Raw genomic sequence first — 21329 nt, 5'->3', positions numbered from 1 at the left:
GTGAGCGGCAGCGCGGCCGGGCTCAACGCCTTCGAGTCCACAGTGGAGCGTTTCGGCCCGCGCCGGGAGACCGCGGCGCGGGCCATCCTCGCCGGCGTCGACGGCTCCGACACTGCGATGCGCGCGGCGGCCTACGCCTTCGGCCTGACCCGCCGCCAGGGCGGCCGGCTGATCGTCGCCTTCATCGCCGGCCGCTCGGCCCTGACCACGCTCGGGCCGCCGATCGCGGCCGCGGCCGAACACGACACGACCCTGCAGCTCTACACCGAGCTGCGCGAGCAGATCCGCACCGGCGCCGAGGAGCTCGAGGTGCCGGTCACGCTGCTCAAGATGTTCGGCGACCCGTACACGGCGCTGCGCGACACCGCCGACCGCTGCCAGGTCGACACGGTGGTGGTCGGCGCGTCGCAGAAGGCGGGGCACCGCTTCGCGGGTTCGGTCGCGACCAAGCTCATCCGGGCGGGCCACTGGCCGGTGCTGGTCGTGCCCTGAGCCGGATTCGAGGCCGGGCACGCCGGTCTGCCGCGGCTGGTCGTGAGTGGTTTTTAGGGTTAGAACCCTAATTACCACTCACGACGAGCGGGGCCGGGCACCGTGGAGGTACGCCGCCAGCTCGGCGACCGTCGGGTGGTCGAACAGGGCCACCGCCGGGATGTCGCGGCCGGCCAGCGTCGTCAGGCGGGCGCGGACCTCCAGCGTGGTCAACGAGTCGAACCCCAGCTCGGGGAACGGCCGGTCGTCGGTGACCGCCCGCGGGTCCGGGTGGCCGAGCACCGCGGCCACCTCGACGCGCAGCAGCTCCCGCAGCTCGGCCTCCGACGGCTGGGCCGGCCAGCTGCGCTCCCCGGTCGCCGACGGCACGACTCCGCGGGCCGCCGGCGGGGTTTCCACGGCCACCGGGGTGAAGCGGACCGGGATCAGGACCGGCTCGGCCGACCCGAGCGCCGCGTCGAACAGCTCGAGGCCCTGCTCGGCGGTGAGCCCCGCGACGCCGGAAGCGTGGATCCGCTGCCGGGCGGTCGCGGAGATGCGGTCGCCGAGCCCGGTGCCGACGTCCCACAGGCCCCACGCCAGGGACAACGCCGGCAGGCCCGCCGCCCGCCGCCGGACGGCCAGCGCGTCCAGGAACCGGTTGGCGGCCGCGTAGTTGGCCTGGCCGGCCTTGCCGAACGTCCCGGCGATGGAGGAGAACAGCACGAACGCCGTCAGCGGCCGGTGCCGGGTCACCTCGTCCAGCACCACGGCGGCGTCCGCCTTCGGGCCGAGCACCGTGGCAAAGCGCTCTGGCGTCTGGGCGGTGAGGACACCGTCGTCGACCACGGCCGCGGAATGCACGACGGCGGTCAGCGGCGGGTCGCAGGTGTCCACGAGCCGGGACACCACGGCCCGGTCCGCGACGTCCGCGGCGACGATCCGGACGTCGGCGCCGAGCGCGGCCAGTTCGGCGCGCAGCTCTTCGGCGCCAGGCGCGGCCGGGCCGCGACGGCTCACCAGCAGCAGGTGCCGGACGTCGTGGCCGCGGACGAGATGGCGGGCCAGCAGTCCCCCGAGAGCGCCGGTGCCGCCGGTGACCAGCACCGTCCCGGCGGGGTCGATCTGCCGCGTGCCGGACGGCGTCGCGCGCGCGACCCGGAACACGTGCGGCACCCCGTCGCGGATCGCGATCTGCGGCTCCCGGCCGTCCCCGGCGAAGTCCGGGACCCGCTCGAGCGGGAAGCCGGGCTCGACGTCGACCATGGTCAGCCGGCCCGGGTACTCGGCGGCCGCGGAACAGCCGAGGCCCCAGACGGCCGCCGCGGCCGGGTCCGGCTCCGGGCCGGTGGCGTTGCGCGTGACCAGGGCCAGCCGCTCGGGCAGCCGCTCCTGGAGGAGCCGGAGGGCGGCCGTGGTCGCTTCACGCACATCACCCGTCGTGGCTTCGACGACGGCGAGCGGCTCCCGGGCGGCGACCGGCGACACCGGTGTCCACTTCGGACGGTAGAGCATCGTGTCACGCGGGTGCACCGGCCGGGTGAGCAGCGACGCCACCCGCGCGATCGGCTCACCATCCGTGTCGAACAGCTCGACGCGCAGCGCGCCGGAGTCGAGCACGCCGTGCACCCGGGCCCGGCGGGCGCCGGGGGTGTACAGCTCGACGCCACCCCACAGGAACGGCAGCCGCGGCTCGACGGCCGCGTCACCGGTGAGCGCCACGGCGTGCACGGCGGCGTCCAGCAGGATCGGGTGCAGCCCGAACCGGCCGGCGGCGCCCGGCGGGAGCTCGACGTCGGCGAACACCTCGCCTTCGCGCCGCCAAAGCCGTTTCACCGCCCGGAACGCGGGCCCGTAGGTGTGGAACCCGTACGCCTCGGTGACGTCGGCCTCCGTCGCGCCCGCCGGTGGCCACTCCCCTGTCCACGTGCCGGGCAACGGGCCGCGGGGCCGGATCCGGCCCGTCGCGTGGCGCCGCCAGTCCTTTTCGCTCCGCCGCCGGGCGTAGACGTCCAGCCGCGGCCCGTCGACGACCACCTGCAGGTGGGTGTCCTCGGTCGCGTCGAACGGCAGCGGCGCCTCCAGGGCGAGCTCCTCGACGGCCTCCCCCGCGTGCAACGCCAGCTCGACGAGCAGCGCGCCGGGGACCAGCGGGGTGCCGCCGACCGTGTGGTCGGCCAGCCAGGGGTGCACGCGCGGGTCGAGGGAACCACCGTGCACGACCCGCGGTGAGTCCGGGGCTTCCAGCGCCGGGCCGAGCAGCGCGTGTCCCGGCCCGGTGACGACCGGCGCCGAGGGCTCCAGCCAGTACCGCGTCCGCTGGAACGGGTAGGTGGGCACCGGCACGGTCCGGGCGCCGCTGCCGCGGAACACCGTCCGCCAGTCGATCGGGACGCCGGAAGTGTGCACCGCGCCCAGCGCGGCGAGCACCCCTTCGCCCGACAGAGTTGTGGTCACGGCGGGAAAATCCGCGAGCCGGCTGAGCACGGCCGCCGGGCCGAGCTCGAGGCCGGTGTCGGGCGCGGCGGTGGCGAGCGCGTCGGCGAACCGCACGGTCTCGCGCACGTGCCGCACCCAGTGCCCGGGCTCGAGGACGTCGGCCCGGGCGCCGGTCAGGCTCGACACGAACGGGATCTCGGCGCGTTCGTGGCGCACCGACGCGACGACGGCGGCGAACTCGCCGAGCATCGGGTCCATCAGCGGTGAGTGGAACGCGTGGCTGACCCGCAGGCGGGACCCGCCACCCAGCCGCTCGGCCACCGCCGTCGTCGCGGCCTCTCCGCCGGAGAGGACAACCGAACGCGGGCCGTTGACGGCGGCGATCGCGACGGACCCGGTGAGCAACGGCGTGACTTCGTCCTCGCTCGCGGCGACGGCGATCATGACACCGCCGCCCGGCAACGCCGCCATGAGCTGCCCGCGCGCGCTCACGAGGGTGGCCGCGTCGCGCAGCGACAGGATCCCGGCGACGTGGGCCGCGGCGATCTCGCCGACCGAGTGCCCCACGACGACATCCGGGCGGACACCCCACGACTCGAGCAGCCGGAACTGCGCGACCTCGAACGCGAACAGCGCGGCCTGGGCGTGGTCCGTGCGGTCCGGATCGGCGTCGGCCGGCTCCGCGCCGAGCGCGGCCCAGGCCGCGTCGAAGGCGTCGGCGAACACTGGGAAAGACCGGGCGAGCTCACGTCCCATGCCCGCCCGCTGGGCGCCCTGGCCGGAGAACAGGAACGCCAGCCGCGGCGCGCTCCGGACCGTGCGGCCGCGGACCCGTCCCTCGGCGACCGCTCGCAGCGCCTCACGGTCACCGGCGGGCACGAGCACGCGGTGCCCGGGCGCCAGACGGGTGGCCAGGGTGTAGGCGACGTCGAGGCTGTCCGGGACGTCCGCGAGCCCGGCGGCGACGGCGCGCAGCGAGGCCTCGTCGGCCGCGGCCAGCAGCCACGGCGCTGCCGGAAAGCCGTTGCGCGCCAACGGCTTTTCGGGTGGCGGTTCCTCCAGCAGGACGTGGGCGTTGGTGCCGCCGATCCCGAACGCCGACACCCCGGCCCGCCGCGGCCGGTCGCCGGCGGGCCACGGCCGCGCCCGGTCGAGCAGGGCGACGCTCCCGGCCGACCAGTCGATCCGCGGGCTCGGGTTGTCCGCGTACCGCGACGGCGGCAGCTGTTCGTGCTGCAGGGCCAGCACCATCTTCAGCACCCCGGCGACACCGGCGGCGGCCTGGGTGTGGCCGAGGTTGGACTTCACCGAACCGAGCCACAGCGGCCGGTCGCGGTCCCGGCCGTACGCCGCGATCAAGGCTTCCGCCTCGATCGGGTCACCCAGCGGGGTCGCCGTCCCGTGGCCTTCGACGGCGTCGACGTCCGCGGGCGCCAGTCCCGCGTCGGCGAGCGCCGAGGCGACCACCGCGCGCTGCGCCCGCCCGCTCGGCGCGGTCAGCCCGTTCGACGCGCCGTCGGAGTTGACGGCCGATCCCCGCAGCACCGCCAGGACGGGGTGCCCGAGCCGGCGTGCGTCCGAAAGCCGTTCCAGCAGCACGACTCCGGCGCCTTCGGCCCACGCGGTGCCGTCGGCGTCGGCGGCGTAGGGCCGGCAGCGGCCGTCCGGGGACAGCCCGCGCTGGCGGCTGAACGCGAGGAACGTCCGCGGGGTCGCCATCACCGTCGCGCCACCGGCGACGGCGAGCGAGCACTCCCCCGCGCGCAGGGCCTGGGCCGCCAGGTGCAGGGCCACCAGCGACGACGAGCACGCCGTGTCGACGGTGAGCGTCGGCCCGGTCAGCCCGAAGGTGTAGGCGATCCGGCCGGACGCGACCGCGTGCGACGAGCCGATGCCCAGCCAGGCTTCGAGCTCGTGCGAGTCGAACCGGCTCGCGTAGTCCTCGTTCATGACCCCGACGTACACACCCGTGTTGCTGCCCCGGAGCGCCGCGCGGTCGAGGCCGGCGCGTTCGAACAGCTCCCACGTGGTTTCGAGCAGCAGCCGCTGCTGCGGGTCCGTGGCCAGGGCCTCCCGCGGGGAGATGCCGAACAGCCCGGCGTCGAAGTCCCCGGCGTCGTAGAGGAACCCGCCGCGGCGGGTGACCGAGGTGCCGAGCCGGTCGGGGTCCGGGTCGTGCAGCGCCTCGACGTCCCAGCCGCGGTCGGCGGGGAACTCCCCGGTCGCGTCGACGCCGTCGCGGACCAGCCGCCAGAGGTCCTCCGGGGACCGCACCCCGCCGGGGAACCGGCACGCCATCGAGACGACGGCGATCGGTTCCGCCGCCGGGGTCACCGCGGTCACCGGGGCCGCGGACCGCGCGCCCGACGTCAGCCGCGTGAGCTCCGCGATCACCTCGCCCGGCGTCGGGAAGTCGTAGATCAGCGACGCCGGCAGCGACACACCCGCGAACTCGGTGAGCCGGTGCCGCAGCTGCACCCCGGCCAGCGACGAGAGCCCGAGGTCGGTGAACGGCCGGTCGCGCCAGCCGTCCCCGCCGTCGTGCCCGCACAGCGCCACGACTTCCGCGCGCACGACGTCCGCGAGATCTCCTTGCGGCGAAAGGGTTTCCGGAGCTGCCAGGATCCCGCGTCGCGGTTTACCCGACGCCGTCCGCGGAATCGTGTCGACCCGGTGGAACGCCACCGGGACCTTGTACAGCGACAGGCGTTCCAGGCACAGCCGCCGCAGCTGCGCCGGATCGACGGTGTCGCCGGCCGGCACGACAAACGCGATCGGGACCTCGCCGACCACCTCGTCCGGCCGGCTGCCGACGAGCACGTCCCGCACGGACGGCGACTCGGCCAGCACGGCCTCCACCTCGGCCGGGTGCACGTTCTGGCCGCCGCAGACGATCACGTCGTCGACCCGGCCCTGGAGCACGACCCTGCCGTCCTCGAGGCGGCCCGCGTCGCCGGTGCGGTACCAGCCGTCTTCGAACGGTGAGCCGGCCTGCCCGTGGTAACCCAGCATCAAACCCGGGCCACGAAAGAGGATCTCTCCGCTTTCGACACGGATCTCGTTGCCCGGCAACGGGACCAGCCCGGCCTCTCCGGGCACCTCGACGGCGATCTTGCCGCCGGTCTCGGTGGCGCCGTAGCCGTTCAGCAGCGGCACGCCGAACAGGTCGCGCACGGCGGCCCGCGCGGCCGGGCCACACGGCGCGCCCGAGGTCAGGCACAGGCGCGGCGGGACCACCGCGCCGCGGATCTCCTGCCGCAGCCCCGCGTACGTGGCGGGAACGCCGGCGAGCACACAGCCGGGGTGCTCGGCCAGCAGCTCGGCCGAACACCGGCCGGCGAAGCGGGTGTGCGCGCCGGTGGCGATCGTCCCGAGCACCGCCAGCGACAGCGCGTAGGCGTGGTGCACCGGGAGCGGCCACAGCACGGTGTCGTCCCGGCTCAGGCCGAACATCGGGACGTAGGCCGCGGCGGTGGACCACAGCATCGACCGTTGGGTGGTCAGCACGCCTTTCGGGCGGCCGGTGGTGCCGGAGGTGTAGAGCAGCCACGCCGGCTCGTCGAGCCCGAGGTCGTCGCGCGGCGCCCCGGACGCCGAGGGCGGGTCTTCGACGAACAGCACCCGCAAGTGCGGCCGGCTCGCGACGAGCCGGCGCGCCAGGTCCGCGTGCCGCGCCTCGGTGACCAGCAGGACCGCACCCGAGTCGTCGGCGACGGCGGCGAGCTCCGCCTCGGTGGCCCGGACGCTCACCGGGACCCCGACGGCGGCCGCGCGCACGGTGGCCAGCAGGAACTCGACGAACTCGACCCGGCCGCCGACGTGCAGCAGCACCCGGTCCCCGCGGGCCACGCCGAGCGCGGCGGCGAGCCGTCCGCTCGTTTCGGCCAGCTCCCCGTGCGTCACCGCACGCGTGCCGTCGGAAAACGCCGGCCGGTCGTCACGCCGTCCTGCGAGCAGAACCGGCAACGGCCGCACGAGATCGTGCTGAACCTCCCCCATGGACGCCACGATAGCGACGTCGGGGCCCTACTGTCTTTGCAGGCATATGTACGAAAATTTCTGAAAAATGTATGACTATTGCCACTCTTTGTCTCAGAGCCTACAGTTCCGGCATGGCGATCTCGCGCAGGACGTTGCTCGGTTCAGCCGCCGCCGCTTCGGCCTGGGGAGCGCTTTCCCTCGCCGGGGCCCGCACCGCCGCCGCGGCGAGCCCGCCGGGCGACGTCGTCGGCAAGATCACCGTCGGGTACCAGGGCTGGTTCGCCTGCGCCGGCGACGGCGCGCCGATCAACGGCTGGTGGCACTGGGGCCAGGACTGGGGGCGGACGCCGTCGCCGTCCAACAACGTCATCAAGGCCTGGCCGGACATGCGCGAGTACACCCGCACGTACCAGACCGCGTACGCCAACCTCGGCAACGGCCAGCCGGCGACGCTGTTCTCCTCCTACGACCAGCAGACCGTGGACACGCACTTCCTGTGGATGCAGCAGAACGGCTGCGACACCGCCGCGCTGCAGCGCTTCAACCCCAACAGCAGCGAAGGCCCGACCCGCGACGCGATGGCCGCCAAGGTCCGCAGCGCCGCCGAGGCGCACGGGCGGAAGTTCTACATCATGTACGACGCGACCGGCTGGGCGAACATGCAGCCGGAGATGAAGGCGGACTGGACGGCGAAGATGGCCGCGCACACGGCGTCGCCGGCCTACGCGCGCCAGAACGGCAAGCCGGTCGTCTGCATCTGGGGGTTCGGGTACAACGACGGCAACCACCCGTGGGACGCGGGCACCTGCCTCGACGTCGTGAACTGGTTCAAGGGCCAGGGGTGTTACGTCATCGGCGGCGTGCCCCGCGAATGGCGGACCAGCGACGGCGGTTCGCGGCCCGGCTTCGGCGACGTCTACCGCTCCTTCAACATGATCTCGCCGTGGATGGTGGGCGCGGTGAGCGACGTCGCGGGCGCCGACTGGATGTACCAGAACCTCACCGTGCCGGACCAGGCCGACTGCACCGCCCACGGCATCGACTACCAGCCGTGCGTGCTGCCAGGCGACGTCTCCGGGCGGCAACGCGCCCACGGTGACTTCATGTGGCGCCAGTTCTACAACATGGTGCGCGCCGGGGTGCAGGGCATCTACATCTCGATGTTCGACGAATACGGCGAGGGCAACCAGATCGCGAAGACCGCCGAAAACGCGTCCATGTCCCCCGTCGGAGCCGGGCTGCTCGCCCTCGACGAGGACGGAACGGCGTGCTCGTCGGACTACTACCTGCGGCTGACCGCGGACGGCGGCCGCATGCTCAAGGGCCAGCTCCCGCTGACGGCGACCCGCCCGACGTCACCGACGCTGACCACGGGCGGCTCGACCGACCTGGCCCGCGGCCACGCGACGGCCGAGAGCAGCCACACCCAGAACTACGGATCGGGCAACGCCGTCGACGGAAACCCGGACAGCTACTGGGAAAGCGCGAACAACGCGTTCCCGCAGTGGCTCCAGGTCGACCTCGGCGCGGCGGCTTCGGTGACGCGAGTGGTGGTGGCGGTGCCGCCGTCGAGCGCGTGGGGTGCTCGGACGCAGACGCTGACCCTCTCCGGCTCCACCGACGGCGGCTCGTTCACGACGCTGGTTCCGTCGGCGGGGTACGTGTTCGACCCGGCTCGCGGGAACAGCGTCACTCTCAGTGTTCCGGCTGGCAGTGCGCGTTTTCTGCGGCTGACCTGCACCGGCAACACCGGGTGGCCGGCGGGTCAGATCGCCCGGTTCGAGGTCTACCGCTGAGATGACCTGCGGCTCGGGCGGGTCGCGGGCCACACTGGAGGTGCCCGCCACCCGGCCGACGAGGGGACCCCCGCATGGCATCCGACGACGTCGAAGCCTTCGACTCCGTGCTCGACGCGATCGGCGAGACGCCGTTGATCCGGCTCGCGCGAGTCGCGCCGGTGGACGGGCCGCGGATCTACGTCAAAGCCGAGTTCCTCAACCCGGGCGGGAGCGTCAAGGACCGGGCCGCGCTCTCCATGGTGCTCGACGCCGAACGGTCCGGCGCGCTGCGGCCCGGCGGGCTCATCGTCGAGGGCACGTCGGGCAACACCGGGATCGGGCTCGCGATCGTGGCCGCGCAGCGCGGGTACCGGCTGACCGTCGTCGTGCCGGACAAGACCAGCCGGGAGAAGACGGCCATCCTGCGGGCCTACGGCGCCGAGGTCGTCGTCACCGAGGGCGCCGTGGCGCTCGAAGACCCGGCCCACGTCCGGCGGACGGCCCGGCGCCTCGCCGAGGAGAACGACGGCTGGCTCGCCGACCAGTACGACAACCCGGCCAACCCCGCCGCCCACGAGACGACCACCGGGCCGGAGATCTGGCGGCAGACCCGCGGGCGGCTCACCCACTTCGTCGCCGGGATCGGCACCGGCGGCACGATCACCGGCGCCGGCGCGCACCTCAAGCGGGTCAGCGACGGCCGGGTGCGGGTGATCGGCGCCGACCCCGACCATTCGGTGTACTCCGGCGGGGACGGTAGCCCGTACGTGGTCGAGGCCATCGGCCACTACCGGCACCCCGACACCGCCGAGGACGTCTGGCCCCGCTCCTACGACCCCGGTGTCCTCGACCGGGTCGAAGCCGTCAGCGACCGCGAGTCCGTGCTCGTCACCCGACGCCTCGCGCGCGAAGAAGGGCTGCTGCTCGGGGCGTCGGCGGGCACCGCGGTCGCCGCCGCGCTGCGTGTCGCGCGTGACCTCGGGCCGGACGACCTGGTCGTCGTGGTGGTGCCCGACTCCGGCCGGTCGTACCTGTCCAAGTACTTCGACGACGAATGGCTCGGGCACCTCGGCTTCCCGACCGGCGTCGAGGTGGGCGAGGAGCCCGTGCCGGCCGCCGTGCCCGGCCTGGCCGGGACGGCGTCGGTCGGTGAGGCGCTCGCCCTGGCCGACCACCACCCCGAGGCCTCGTTCTGGCCCGTCGGCCCGGCTCGCCCCGGGGCCTCGGGACCGCCGTCGTACGCCGAGGTGACCGGCGCGCTCGACGTCCCGGCGCTACGGCAGCTGGTGGCCGACGGCGTGGCGAAGCCGGACGAGCCGATCTCCGGGTACGTCACGGGCCCGCTGCCCGCGGTGGGCGTCGGCGAGCAGCACACGGCGGAGCGGCACGAGCACGCCTGGGTCCTCGTGGACGGACGGGTGGCCGGGATCGTCCACAAGGGACAGGCTCAGCCCGGTTCCTGACCCGCGCTCAGCGCTTCGACGGCCGTGTCCACATCGGACAAGGTGCTCCAGCGGCCGAGGGACAGCCGGACCGCGCTCAGCGCCCGGTCGGCGTCGAGGCCCATCGCGGTGAGCACCGGCGACGGGCGGTGGACGCCGCTGTGGCACGCCGAGCCGGTGGAGGCGGCCAGCGCCGGTGCGTTCTCGAGCACGCGGTGGCCCCGGGTCCCGTCGATGCTGACGTTGAGCGTGTTCGGCAGCCTCCGCTCGGCGGAGCCGTTGAGGTGGACCCGGCCCGGCAGGGCCGCGGCCAGCCGCCGGTGCAGGTCGTCCCGCAGGCCCGCGATGCGCCGGGCGCCGCCGGCCGCGAGGTCGTCGGCGGCCAGCCGGGCGGCGGTCCCGAGCGCCACGGCCAGCGCGACGTTCTCGGTGCCCGCCCGCAGCCCGCGCTCCTGCCCGCCGCCGTAGACGACCGGCTCGAGCGCCACGCCTTCCCGCACGTACAGGGCGGCCGCCCCGCGCGGCGCGTACATCTTGTGCCCGACGACGGTGAGCAGGTCGACCGCCCACCGGCCGACGTCGACGGGGATCTTCCCGCACGCCTGGGCGGCGTCGCAGTGCACAACCGCGCCGTGCCGGTGGGCGAGCGCGGCCAGCTCGGGGATCGGCTGGAGCACGCCGGTCTCGTTGTTGGCGGCCATGATCGACACGACCGCGGGCTCGCCGTCCCGCAGCGCCGCTTCCAGCGCCTCGGGGGCGACCAGCCCGTCGTGGTCGACGGGAAGCACGGTGACCCGGACGCCGTGCAGCCGTTCGAGCGCGCGGGCGGTCTCCAGCACGGCCGGGTGTTCGGTCGCCTGGACGACCAGGTGCGCGCGGGGGTCACCGGCGGCGAGCACCGCGCCCCGCAGCGCCAGCAGGTTCGCCTCCGACCCGGACGCGGTGAACACGATCTCCCCCGGCCGCGCCCCGATCAGCGCGGCGACCTGCGCCCGGGCGGCGGCCAGCGCGCGCCGCGGCTCGACGGCGAACGGGTGGTCGCTGGAGGGATTGCCGAAGAAGCCCGCCCAGTACGGCGAAGCCGCCTGGCCGACCCGGGGGTCGACCGGCGTCGTGGCGTTGTAGTCGAGGTAGACCGGCCCGGCGGCCAGGCCCGGCGGGAACCCGGCGAGCAGGGCGGTCGCACTCTCGTCCACACGAACTCCTCCCGGCGGTCAGGCCGCCAGGCTACGCCGGACGCGGTTTCGGGCCGCAGCGCTTACGATTCCCCGATGAGCGACCTCTGGCACCAGCCGCTGCGCCACGTCCGCGGGGCGGACCTGACCGGCGAGACGAACCAGACGACCGGGATGACCCGGCTCGAGGCGATCTCCGGCAAGACCGTCGGGTCGTCGAAGGTCTGGATGGGCGAGACGCACGTCGCGCCGGTGACCAACTCGGGCGACCACCACCACGGCGAGGCCGAGACCGCGATCTACGTCAAGTCCGGGCACCCGGTGTTCGTCTTCGCCGACGGTGACGAAGAGGTCCGCATCGAGACCGGCCCCGGCGACTACATCTTCGTGCCGCCGTACGTGCCGCACCGCGAGGAGAACCCGACGGACGAGGAAGCCGTCGTGATCATCGCGCGCAGCAGCCAGGAGGGCATCGTGGTCAACCTGCCGAGCCTCTGGTCGCCGGTCGAGGTGCCCGGGGACTGACTCGTCCACTGTGGACGCGCCGGGAGGGACGAGCCAGTCCGCGGGCCGGGCCGGTCAGGCCGGGTTGTCGAGCGTCAACGCCGTGCAGCGGATGCCACCGCCGCCCTTGCGCAGCTCGGTCGTGTCGAGCTCCACCACCGTCAGGCCCAGCGCGCGCAGGTCCGCCGCCAGGTGCGGCGCGCCCGTGGTCATCGTGACCGTGCGGCCGTCGCTGATGAGGTTGAGCGCGAACCGCGCCGCTTCCGCCGGGCGGACCTCGATCAGCTCCAGGCCGAGCCCACGCAGCGTCCGCAGGCTGGGCCGGTCCAGGGCTTCGGGGTTGTAGGCCAGGGTGCGGCCCGGGTGGATCACCGCGACCGCCAGGTCGAGGTCGTACCACCGGGCGCTCGTGGTGCGCAGCGCGACGACCTCGTACCCGAGGTGCCGGGCCAGGACGCGGTGGGCCCGGACGTCGGTGCGCTGGCCGTGCGCGGCCAGGAGCAGGTCCCCGCACGCCAGGGCGTCACCCTGGCCGCTGAACGCGTACGGCGTGTCGGCGACGTCGAACCCGTTGGCCTCCAACCAGACGCGGTGGTGCGGGGTCTCCGCGGCGCGTTCCGGCGGGAGGGTGGCGAGCACGGCCCGGTCACCGCGCACGGCGGCCGCGTTCGCCGTGTACGTCATGTCGGGGCAGGCCGGGTCGGCCTCGACGAACTCGACCGTGCGGCCCGCGGCGAGGTGCGCGGCGACGATGCCGTCGTGCTCGGCCGCCGCGGCCGCCGGGTCCGGCTGGACGTCGGCGTGCATGTAGGGGTTGATCTCGTAGTCGATGCGGAAGTGCTGCGCCGAACACATCAGCAGCCTGCGGTGGGACTGTTTTTCCCGGGTGGCGGCGGCCGGTGCGGTGACGGCGGGAACGGTGCTGGTCATCGTGGCTCTTTCGTCGGGCGGGCGGGACGGAGGGCGGGCCCCGCCGGCGGGGCCCGGCCGGTCCCGGGCTCCACCGCCGCACCGAGTCCGGGCGCACGGCACTGGGCGTCCGGAGCCGACCGGGCGGCCCCGGCGAACGCGACGCCGGTCAGCCCAGGCCGCGGAGCCGGAACAGTTCGATGGTCAGCAGGTAGTCCGTGGTGGAGCGGGCTTCGTCGAGCCGCTGGCCGATGCTGCTCGACCGGTTGAGCGCGCCGGCGGCCCGCCGGGCCTGACCCAGGACGCGCGAGACCTTGGTGATCATGGTTCCTTCCTTTCGTGGACTTCCCGGCCGCATTCCGCTCGGGGGGCCGGGTGTTCTCAGAGTGGCGTTCGCGGGCCCCGCTCGTCTGGCCAGATCCGGACAGCTCGGCGGGCGCGGCGGAAACAATGGCTGACAACACGTGTTCGATCCTGTGGAGGTGTGGCGTTTCCGGAACACGGAAACGAAGGGCGGGCGAATTCAGCGGGTCGCGTTCAGGAAACCGATGACCACGGCACCCCACCAGCAGATCTGCGAAACCGCCGTGGTGACGGCGCCGCGGACGAGCAGCCGGGTTCCCGGGGTGCCGGTGACGCCGGCCATCCGACGGCCCAGCACGGCCGTGTGCACGCCGTTGACGGTGAGCCCGAGCACCAGCCCGAGCTTCAGCAAAGTGGCCGGGGAACGCAGGTCCGGCTGGAGCAGGACACCGCTCGCGACGAGCCCGGTCAGCCCGGACCACACGAGCAGGTGCAGCTGCGAAGTGCTGCGCACCGCCTCGGCGAACGTCACGCGGCGGAACAGCCAGAGAGCGAAGAAGTAGTCCGCCACCAGAACCGCGCCGAGCCCGAGGACGAGGGACGCGAGATGGGCGAACAACGCGATTTCGTGCCAGCGGGGACCGGGGTCCACGTGGGCCGAGAGCCAGATCGCCACGGCGAGCAACGCGGTCGCGGCGGCCGCCACCAGATAGGTCGAGCAGTTCCGGATCCGTTGCCAGGCCAGGCTTCCGCGTACCGGCGGGCCGGCCGCGACGAGCCGTTCGGGTTCGGTGACACGTACCGGAATCCGGTCCTCGAGCATGGCCATGTCCTTCCGGAAGAGAACCGCAGGGGGGTTCGGCGAACGGATCGCGCGGCGCCGTTCTTTCTTCCGGTATTACAGGTCATCGCGGGCCTTGGTGGCGACCCTTGGCCACGGAGGACAATTAACGCGATTCTTGCGGCGGCAAAAGGGGGAACGGAAGGATGGGCGGCAGGCACCTTTGCCCGGCCGCCCCCGCCCCCTTGTGGTCAGGCCGCCGGCGCGGAGCCGGCGACGGTGAGCTCGTGGTCCACGGTTTCGGCCGGTCCCAGCACGAACGCCCGCACCAGTGGTGAGAGCAGCCGTTCGTCGGCCCCGTGGTGCCAGTGGGCGAGCAGGCCGGCGTCGGCTATCTCCTCCACCAGCTGCTCGTCGCGTTCGGTCGCGACGGCGATCCGGTCCCCCGCCGGCGACCGGGCGAGCCGGCACAGCATCACGCGGGCGGCCGGGCTCAGCGTGCGGTACGCCGACCGCAGCGTCTCGAGCACCGACAGGTCGCCGATGCTCAGCCAGTCCAGCGCCTGCCCGTGGTCGCACCACTGCTCGACCACGCCCCGCAGGGTCAGGTGCGGGCGGGAGGCCATCTTGCGCAGCGCGATGTCCAGCGCCAGCGGCAGGTCGCCGCAGAACTCGGCGAGCCGGTCGCGCTCCGCGCCGCCGGCGAGGGCGAAGTGCGGCACCGCGGCGGTGATCATGGCGATCGAGTCACCGCGGGAGAGCGGGGCGAGCTGCAGGCGCCGGACGTCCCTCAGGCCCAGGAGCCGGTTGCGGCTGACCAGCAGGGTCGTGCTGGTCGCGGTCTCCGCGAGCAGCGGCCGCACCTGGCACTCGTCCTTGACGTTGTCGAGGAGGACGAGCAACCGCCGTTCCGCCAGCAGTGTGCGATACAGACCGGCGCGGTGGTCGAAGCTCCCTCCCAGCTGTTCGTCGGGTACCCCCAGTGCCCGGAGCAGTCCGTCGAGGACGTCGGCCAGTGCCGGCGCCGGCGGCGCCGCTCCCCCGTGCCGGGGGCCGCCCAGGTCGGCGTAGAGCTGCCCGTCGGCCCGTTCGGCGGCGGCCGCGTGGGCGTAGTGCAGGGCCAGGTCGCTCTTCCCCACCCCGGCCGGCCCGCTGATGACCACGGGGGTGTCCCCCGGAGTCCTCAGCCAGGCCAGCTCCGCCGCCCGGCCGGTGAACCCCCGCGGCCGCTGGGGCAGCTGCGCCGGGTGGGGCAGGTCGCCCCCGCGCCAGCGCAGCCACGGCTGTCTTTCCTTCCGCCCTCTCGAGGAGGGCTCCGGATAGCTTCCCGTCGCGGCGTACCAGTGTTGCCGCCAGGTCTGCTCGTCTCCGCCGCACGCCGCGACGAACGCCAGCGCGACCTGCAGCGACGGCATGCGGTTGCCGCTCGCCGCGCTCGAGAGAACAGACGATGAGAACATCGCGGATCGTGCCATTTCACGATATGTCGGATTTCCCGCTTGTGCGCGCAAGGCCCTCAGTTCCTGTGCGAATTGGCTTGCGACACCACCTGCTGCGTTGACCGGCTTTTCGGGTCTGCCCATGACGTTTCCTTCCCCTAACTCACTTAGCGTCTCCGAATCGATGTCCGGTCTCTACCGCCGTTCGGGGGTCACGTTAGGCTTTTCGTGTGAACGACTTGCACGCAGAGTTAAGACGTTGCCAGTTTCATGCTTCTTTAAAGCGCAACAATTGCCTCTTGGGGCGGCCGAATTTACGTCCGAATGGTTGCGGTGAACGGAGACCATCCGGGTCACCGGCCGCCGGGTGAGCCCGAACGGCCGATGACCCGGTTACTCCATCAGGGAACCGGGCCTTGCTCAGGCCGTGACAACCCGCGTACGCGACGCTGTCATGCCGAGGAACGCGCAGAGGGCGGCGACGATCCCGAGCGCTCCGCACAACCACCACACGCCGTTACCCAGCGCAACCCACGCGGTGACCCCGAACAGCGGACCCAGCGCCATTCCCAATCCAAAAGTGGCCTGGTGGGCACTGATGTACCGCGCTTTCACCGCGGCGGGAAAGGACGACGGGTAAGCGAACATCGTCGGGCCGTTGACCATGATCCCGAAGACGAAGACGATCGTGCACGCCACCAGCGCCACGGCCGAGCCGCCGCTGATCCCGAAGCCGGCGACCCCGAGGCCCATCAGCGCGGTGCCCGCGGTCGCGGCGACGTAGCCCGGCCAGCGCGTGACGTAGGCGGTGATCTTCAGCTCGCACAGGATCAGCACCACCGACGCGGTGACGAGCACCGCGCTGTACAGCCCGGTCGAGTGCCCCTCGGCGCTGATCTTCAACGGCAGGGCGACGGTGTACTGGACGTAGATGATCGACCCGAGCAGGACCGAGGCCAGGAAGAACCCGAACCGCCCGTCCCGCAACAAGGTGGCGTACGCGCGGCGCGTTCCGCTCGACCGGCGTTCACCCGGCTCCACGACCTCCCGCTCGATCTTGACCGAGGGCAGCAACCGGACCGCCATCAGCCCGTAGACGACGGCGGTGGCCGCGTCGAACCACAGCAGCAGGTTCCAGTCGACGAGGATGAGCGCCGCGGCGACCAGCGGACTGAGCGCCGCCCCCAGGTTGAGCGCGATCCGCATCATGGAGAATGCCATCACGCGGTCGTCGGCGGGCATCATCTCACTGAGCAGGATGGCCGCGGCGGGGCGATAGCTCTGGGTCGCGAGGCCGGCCAGCAGCAGGCCGGCGATCAGCAGGCCTAACAGCGCCGGGCGGCTGAACAGCGGCACCAGCGCGAGGACGACGGCCGACCCGACCATGGCCGTCGTGATGGTGGCGCGGGGGCCGACGCGGTGGACCAGCTCGCCGCCGACGAGCCCGCCGAGGATCGAGCCGACGCTGTAGGCGGCGATGACCACCCCGGCCTGGCCCGCGGAGAAGCCGCGGACGGTCAGGTACAGCACCATGAAGGTCTGCACGAACGCGCCGAGCTGGTTGACCAGCACCCCGGCGAGGAGGTAGCGGACCGGCGTGGGGGTGCGGCGGAGGACCGCCAGCACACCGGCGGGTTTGTTGATGGTCTCGGTCACGGCCGTGCCTCCAGGGCTAGCGGATGGGTTGTGCCGCACCGATTCGGCTTCACCGGAGTGCGGACGTGCCCATTCCAGCCGCCGCGGGAGTTGACCGGGAGACTTGTCTGTACCGGAAAATCAAACTCAGCCCGCTCCGAGTTGCGAGTTCACCCGAAACGTGTAGGTAATACCGCGGAATCCGCCGTGCATGCGACCGGCCGGACGCAGCGGTTGCTGCATCCGGCCGTGGGTCGCGCGGGAGGCCCGGGTCAGAGGGCGACGACGAGCTCGTGGTCGATCTCGACGAACTCGACGATCAGGTCGGCGAACTGGCCGGCGATCAGCTTCTGGTAGGCCGAAGAGCCGGTGTGGGCGTCGTAGGCGGCCTGGTCCACGAAGTGCTCGACGAACAGCAGGTAGTCGGTCTTGGCGGGGTCGCGGTACACGCGGAAGGAGACGGTGCCCTCTTCCTGACCGGGCCCCAGCGGCGCGAACTCCTCCACGAGCTTCTCGGCCTCGGCCTGCTTGCCCGGCTTGAGGGGGATGGGGAACACCTTCGCCAGCATGGGGAAACCTCTCTGTAGTGCGACGCCGGAGCGCGTCGCGGCTCGAGGGAACTCTGGCCGAGATCCGCCGGAACGGTCTCGCCAGATCCGGACACGATGCCGCCGGGAGTTGGTCACCGGAAAGCCGGTCATCGAGTTGCTTGCTGTCATGTCCGGATGTGGCTAGCGCCGCGGCCCCGGATCCCCTAGATCTGGGGCATGACAACTTTTTCGGCCGTCGTCACGACCGGCATCTACTGCCGGCCGGGGTGCGGCGCGAAGCCGCTGGCCGAGAACGTGCGGACGTTCGAGCTGGCGGCCGAGGCCGAAGCGGCGGGGTTCCGCGCCTGCCTGCGCTGCCGGCCCTACCGGGTGGCCGGCCCGGTCGGCGCCGACGCGCCGGAGCTCGTCTGCCGCGCGGTGCAGATGATCATCGCCGGCGCCCTCGACACCGGCACCGAAGCCGGGCTGGGCGAGCGGCTCGCCGTGTCGCCCCGGCACCTGCGCCGGTTGTTCAACGACCACCTCGGCGTGACGCCCGACCAGCTCGCCCGCTCCCGCCGGGCCCACTTCGCGCGGCGTCTGCTCGACGACTCGGACCTCACGGTCGCCGACGTCGCCTTCGCGTCCGGGTTCGGCAGCCTGCGCCAGTTCAACCGCGACATGAAGCTCGTCTTCCGTGCCTCCCCGGTCGAGCTGCGCAACCGGCGCCGCCGGGCCGACCGGCTCGCGGCCGACGGCGGCCTGGCCATGCGCCTCCCGTTCTCCCCGCCGCTCGACTGGGACACCCTCGCCTGTTACCTCGACGAGCACGCAGTGCCCGGCGTCGAGTCGGTGCGCGACGGGGTCTACCGGCGCACGATCAGCCTCGACGGCGAGGCCGGCGTCATCGAGGTCGAGCGGGGCGGTGACGACCACCTGCTGCTGCGGGCGCACCTGCCGTTCTGGGAGGGCCTGATCCACGTCGTCGACCGGGTCGGGGCGATGTTCGGCGTCGACACCGACACCCGGCCCGCGAAGGCGGCCTTCACCGGGGACGCGGTGATCGCGCCGCTGGTCGAAGCGCGGCCCGGGCTGCGGGTGCCGGGCGCGTGGGGCATGTTCGAGGTCGCCGTCGAAGCGGTGCTGAGCCAGTACAGCGCCCGGCCGCGGGTCCGGCGGCAGCTGGCCGCGCTGGTGACCGTGGCGGGCAAGCCGGTGTCCGGGCTCGACGACGGCCTGACCCACCTCTTCCCGTCCGCGGGGGTGCTCGCCGCCGCGGACCTGGCCGCCGCCGGGCTGCCGGCGACGACCGCCCGGACGCTGCGCGCGTTCGCCGAAGCCGTGGCCGCGGACGAGACCCTGCTCGACGCCGGGCCGCCGCTCGCGGACTTCGTCACCGCGCTCACCGGCGTGCCGGGGCTCGGCGAGAGCACGGCCCACCAGATCGCGCTGCGGCGCGGTTACCCCGACGCGTTCCCCGGCGCCGACCGGACGCTCTGCACCGCGCTGCTGGACAACGGCATCCTCGACGACAGCGTCGAGCTGGCCGCCCGCTGGCAGCCGTGGCGCGCGTTCGCCGCGTCCCACCTGATCGCGGCGGGCGTGCCCGTCCCGGTCGCCTGACTTCGGCACCGACGAAGAACACTGAGGAGAGATCCATGCACAGCACCCAGCGCGGCCTCGCCGAGACCCTGCGCTCCCTGCACGACCACCGCACCCTGGTGCTGCCGAACGCCTGGGACGCGGCCAGCGCGGCGATCGTCGCGCGGGCGGGCGCCCCGGCGATCGCCACCACGAGCGGCGGGTTGGCGTGGTCGGCGGGCCGCCCCGACGGCCACGGCCTCACCCGCGAGGAGATGGCCGAGCTGGTCGCCCGGATCGTGCGGGTGGTCGACGTCCCGGTGACGGCGGACATCGAGGGCGGCTACGGGCCGTCCGCCGAAGACGTCGCCGCGACCGTCCGCGCGGTCGTCGAGGCGGGCGCGGTCGGGGTCAACCTGGAGGACTCGACCGCCCCGGGCGGCCCGCTGTTCGACGTCGGCGCCCAGGTCGAGCGGGTCCGCGCCGCCCGCACCGCGGCGACCGAGGCCGGGCTGCCCGAGCTGTGGATCAACATCCGCACCGACGTCTACCTCTTCGGGATCGGCGAGCCCGAAGGCCGGCTCGACGAGGTGCTCTCCCGCGCCGGCGCGTACGCGGGGGCGGGCGCCGACAGCCTGTTCGTCCCCGGGCTGATCGACCTCGAGGTCCTGCGCACGCTGGTCGAGCAGAGCCCGCTGCCGGTCAACGTGATGGTGTGGCCCGGCGCGCCCACGGTGGCCGAGCTGGAGGCGGTGGGCGTCCGGCGCATCAGCGTCGGCACGGCGATCGCCCAGGCCGCGTACGCGGTCGCCGAGCGCGCGGCGGCGGAGCTGCTCGAGAAGGGCACCTACGGCGCGCTCGAGGGCGGCCTGGACTTCGGCGCGGTCAACAGCGCCGTCACCCGCTGACCTTCCCCCAGCGGGTCGCAAGAGCCGCGACGAGACCTCCCGGTCCCGTCGCGGCTCTTTTTTGTGTGCGGGTCCCGCTGTCAACCTGATTCATGCGCTATTGATTTTCCAGGGTGGACAAGGGTTTCTGCCAATCCACCCGGTGGCTTGAATGACTTCCACGCGGTACGGACCGAGTCCGCGACCAGCAACTCGACCCCCGTGAGGAAGTGATGTGATGACCGTCGTTGAGCCGCTGCCCGCCCGCCCCGGTGGCGACGACCTGGCCGCGCCTTCGACCGCCGCCGAGATCCTGGCCAGGGCCAAGGCGCTCGCCCCGGTGCTGCGCGAGCGGGCCGACGAGATCGAACAGGCCCGCCGGCTGCCCGCCGACGTCGTGGAGCTGCTGCGCGCCACCGGGGTGTTCCGGATGGGGTTCTCGCGGGACCGCGGTGGTCCCGAGCTCACGTCGATCGAGCAGACCGAAGTGGTCGAAGCCCTCGCCTACGGTGACACCGGCGCCGGCTGGTGCGCGATGATCGGGTCGGACACCGGGTTGTACGCCTCGTTCCTGGACCGGGCCGTCGCCGACGAGATGTTCCCCGACCTCGACATGGTGACCGCCGGGCTGCTCTTTCCCAACGGCCGCGCGGAGATCGTGCCCGGCGGCTACCGGCTCACCGGCCGCTGGCAGTTCGGCAGCGGTGTGACGCACGCGGACTGGGTGATCTCCGGCGCGTTCCTCTACCGCGACGGCCGGCCCGAGCCCGGCGCCGACGGTTCGGCGCACGACTCGATCCTGTTGATGGTCCCGAAATCCGACGTCGAGGTGGTCGACACCTGGCACACCACCGGCCTGGCCGGCAGCGGCAGCTGCGACTACACGATCACCGACGTCTTCGTGCCGGCCGAACGCGCGCTCACGTTCGCCGAAGTGCGGGGCGGCACGGGTCCGCTGGCCCAGCCCGAGGTGCACATGCGGAACATGCCGGGGGTCGCGCTCGGGGTCGCCCGGGCGGCGCTCGACCACGCCCGGGACGCCGCCGTCACCGCCGGCCGGGCCGACGACTACCGCACGCAGATCACCCTGGCCGACTGCGAAGCCGACTTCGCCGCCACGCGCCACGGCGTCTACGGGGCTTTGCGGCGCCAGCACGAAGTCCTGTCCGCCGGCGGCTCCCTCGACGACCTGACGCCGGCGGAACGGGCCGCCCTGCCGCTGTCGCGGCGGCACGCGTTCCGCACCGCGCGCTCCATCGTGACCCGCCTGTACGACCTGTTGCAGACGTCGGCGATCTACCGGCCTTCGCCGCTGGACCGCTGGCTGCGCGACACCACGACGATGTGCCAGCACATCGTGGCGCAGGACCGCATCCTGCAGACCGCCGGCGCCCACCTGCTCGGTGGCCGCCCCGCGTTCCCGCTGGCGCTCGGCATCACCTCGGCGCAGCGCTGAAGCACATCCGCCCCCACC

Annotated in this window: 15 protein-coding genes; 7 read left to right on the top strand and 8 right to left on the bottom strand. The window is 73.3% G+C overall.

Annotated features, from left to right (window positions below; genetic code table 11):
- The gene (locus ACZ63J_RS00780; RefSeq protein ID WP_465400567.1) at positions 1 to 492 is read left to right on the top strand and encodes a universal stress protein; all 492 of its coding nucleotides are present in this window, start codon (positions 1 to 3) and stop codon (positions 490 to 492) included.
- A 78-nt stretch (positions 493 to 570) separates the two neighbouring features.
- Here ACZ63J_RS00780 and ACZ63J_RS00775 read toward each other — a convergent pair whose 3' ends face one another.
- Positions 571 to 6909, bottom strand: a complete 6339-nt coding sequence (locus ACZ63J_RS00775; protein ID WP_465400568.1) for an SDR family NAD(P)-dependent oxidoreductase — start codon at positions 6907 to 6909, stop codon at positions 571 to 573.
- Positions 6910 to 7022: 113 nt separating this feature from the next.
- Here ACZ63J_RS00775 and ACZ63J_RS00770 point away from each other — a divergent pair, with 113 nt between their 5' ends.
- Positions 7023 to 8687: a glycoside hydrolase family 99 protein gene (locus ACZ63J_RS00770; protein ID WP_465400569.1), complete on the top strand. Its 1665-nt coding sequence runs from the start codon at positions 7023 to 7025 to the stop codon at positions 8685 to 8687.
- A 74-nt stretch (positions 8688 to 8761) separates the two neighbouring features.
- On the top strand, positions 8762 to 10132 hold the full coding sequence (locus ACZ63J_RS00765) for a PLP-dependent cysteine synthase family protein (RefSeq protein ID WP_465400570.1): 1371 nt from the start codon (positions 8762 to 8764) through the stop codon (positions 10130 to 10132).
- On the opposite strand, the gene ACZ63J_RS00760 is transcribed toward ACZ63J_RS00765, so the two are convergent.
- Positions 10117 to 11307 carry a cysteine desulfurase family protein gene (locus tag ACZ63J_RS00760; RefSeq protein ID WP_465400571.1) on the bottom strand — a complete coding sequence of 397 codons (1191 nt, stop codon included), beginning with the start codon at positions 11305 to 11307 and terminating at the stop codon, positions 10117 to 10119. The two genes, ACZ63J_RS00765 and ACZ63J_RS00760, sit on opposite strands and share 16 nt — an antisense overlap.
- A 75-nt stretch (positions 11308 to 11382) precedes the next feature.
- Here ACZ63J_RS00760 and ACZ63J_RS00755 point away from each other — a divergent pair, with 75 nt between their 5' ends.
- A complete protein-coding gene (locus tag ACZ63J_RS00755; RefSeq protein ID WP_465313408.1) occupies positions 11383 to 11811 on the top strand; it encodes a cupin domain-containing protein in 429 nt (142 codons plus the stop codon).
- 54 nt (positions 11812 to 11865) lie between these two features.
- On the opposite strand, the gene ACZ63J_RS00750 is transcribed toward ACZ63J_RS00755, so the two are convergent.
- The 6 genes from ACZ63J_RS00750 to ACZ63J_RS00725 form a co-directional block, all read right to left on the bottom strand.
- On the bottom strand, positions 11866 to 12720 hold the full coding sequence (locus ACZ63J_RS00750; RefSeq protein WP_465334605.1) for a dimethylarginine dimethylaminohydrolase family protein: 855 nt from the start codon (positions 12718 to 12720) through the stop codon (positions 11866 to 11868).
- A 148-nt stretch (positions 12721 to 12868) separates the two neighbouring features.
- Positions 12869 to 13024, bottom strand: coding sequence for a hypothetical protein (locus tag ACZ63J_RS00745; protein ID WP_465313410.1), 156 nt, complete (start codon positions 13022 to 13024; stop codon positions 12869 to 12871).
- A 198-nt stretch (positions 13025 to 13222) separates the two neighbouring features.
- Positions 13223 to 13825, bottom strand: coding sequence for a hypothetical protein (locus tag ACZ63J_RS00740; protein WP_465313411.1), 603 nt, complete (start codon positions 13823 to 13825; stop codon positions 13223 to 13225).
- Positions 13826 to 14034: 209 nt separating this feature from the next.
- Positions 14035 to 15366, bottom strand: coding sequence for a helix-turn-helix domain-containing protein (locus tag ACZ63J_RS00735; RefSeq protein ID WP_465340094.1), 1332 nt, complete (start codon positions 15364 to 15366; stop codon positions 14035 to 14037).
- 276 nt (positions 15367 to 15642) lie between these two features.
- Positions 15643 to 16878 (bottom strand): MFS transporter, encoded by a 1236-nt coding sequence (locus ACZ63J_RS00730; protein ID WP_465400572.1) that lies wholly within the window; start codon positions 16876 to 16878, stop codon positions 15643 to 15645.
- 251 nt (positions 16879 to 17129) lie between these two features.
- On the bottom strand, positions 17130 to 17426 hold the full coding sequence (locus ACZ63J_RS00725; RefSeq protein ID WP_465400573.1) for a putative quinol monooxygenase: 297 nt from the start codon (positions 17424 to 17426) through the stop codon (positions 17130 to 17132).
- Positions 17427 to 17624: 198 nt separating this feature from the next.
- Between ACZ63J_RS00725 and ACZ63J_RS00720 the strand changes: the two genes are divergently transcribed.
- The 3 genes from ACZ63J_RS00720 to ACZ63J_RS00710 all read left to right on the top strand — a co-directional run bounded on the left by ACZ63J_RS00720 (position 17625) and on the right by ACZ63J_RS00710 (position 21311).
- Positions 17625 to 19010 carry an AlkA N-terminal domain-containing protein gene (locus tag ACZ63J_RS00720; RefSeq protein ID WP_465400574.1) on the top strand — a complete coding sequence of 462 codons (1386 nt, stop codon included), beginning with the start codon at positions 17625 to 17627 and terminating at the stop codon, positions 19008 to 19010.
- 35 nt (positions 19011 to 19045) lie between these two features.
- A complete protein-coding gene (locus tag ACZ63J_RS00715; RefSeq protein ID WP_465400575.1) occupies positions 19046 to 19876 on the top strand; it encodes an isocitrate lyase/PEP mutase family protein in 831 nt (276 codons plus the stop codon).
- A gap of 217 nt (positions 19877 to 20093) precedes the next feature.
- Entirely contained in the window at positions 20094 to 21311 is a 1218-nt protein-coding gene (locus ACZ63J_RS00710) for an acyl-CoA dehydrogenase family protein (protein WP_465313417.1), read from the top strand.
- Positions 21312 to 21329: the final 18 nt, after the last annotated feature.

This window comes from Amycolatopsis sp. NPDC104863 (assembly GCF_055582965.1).
The sequence above is the reverse complement of the archived record's forward strand: the minus strand, read 5'-3'. Positions and strand labels throughout refer to the sequence as shown.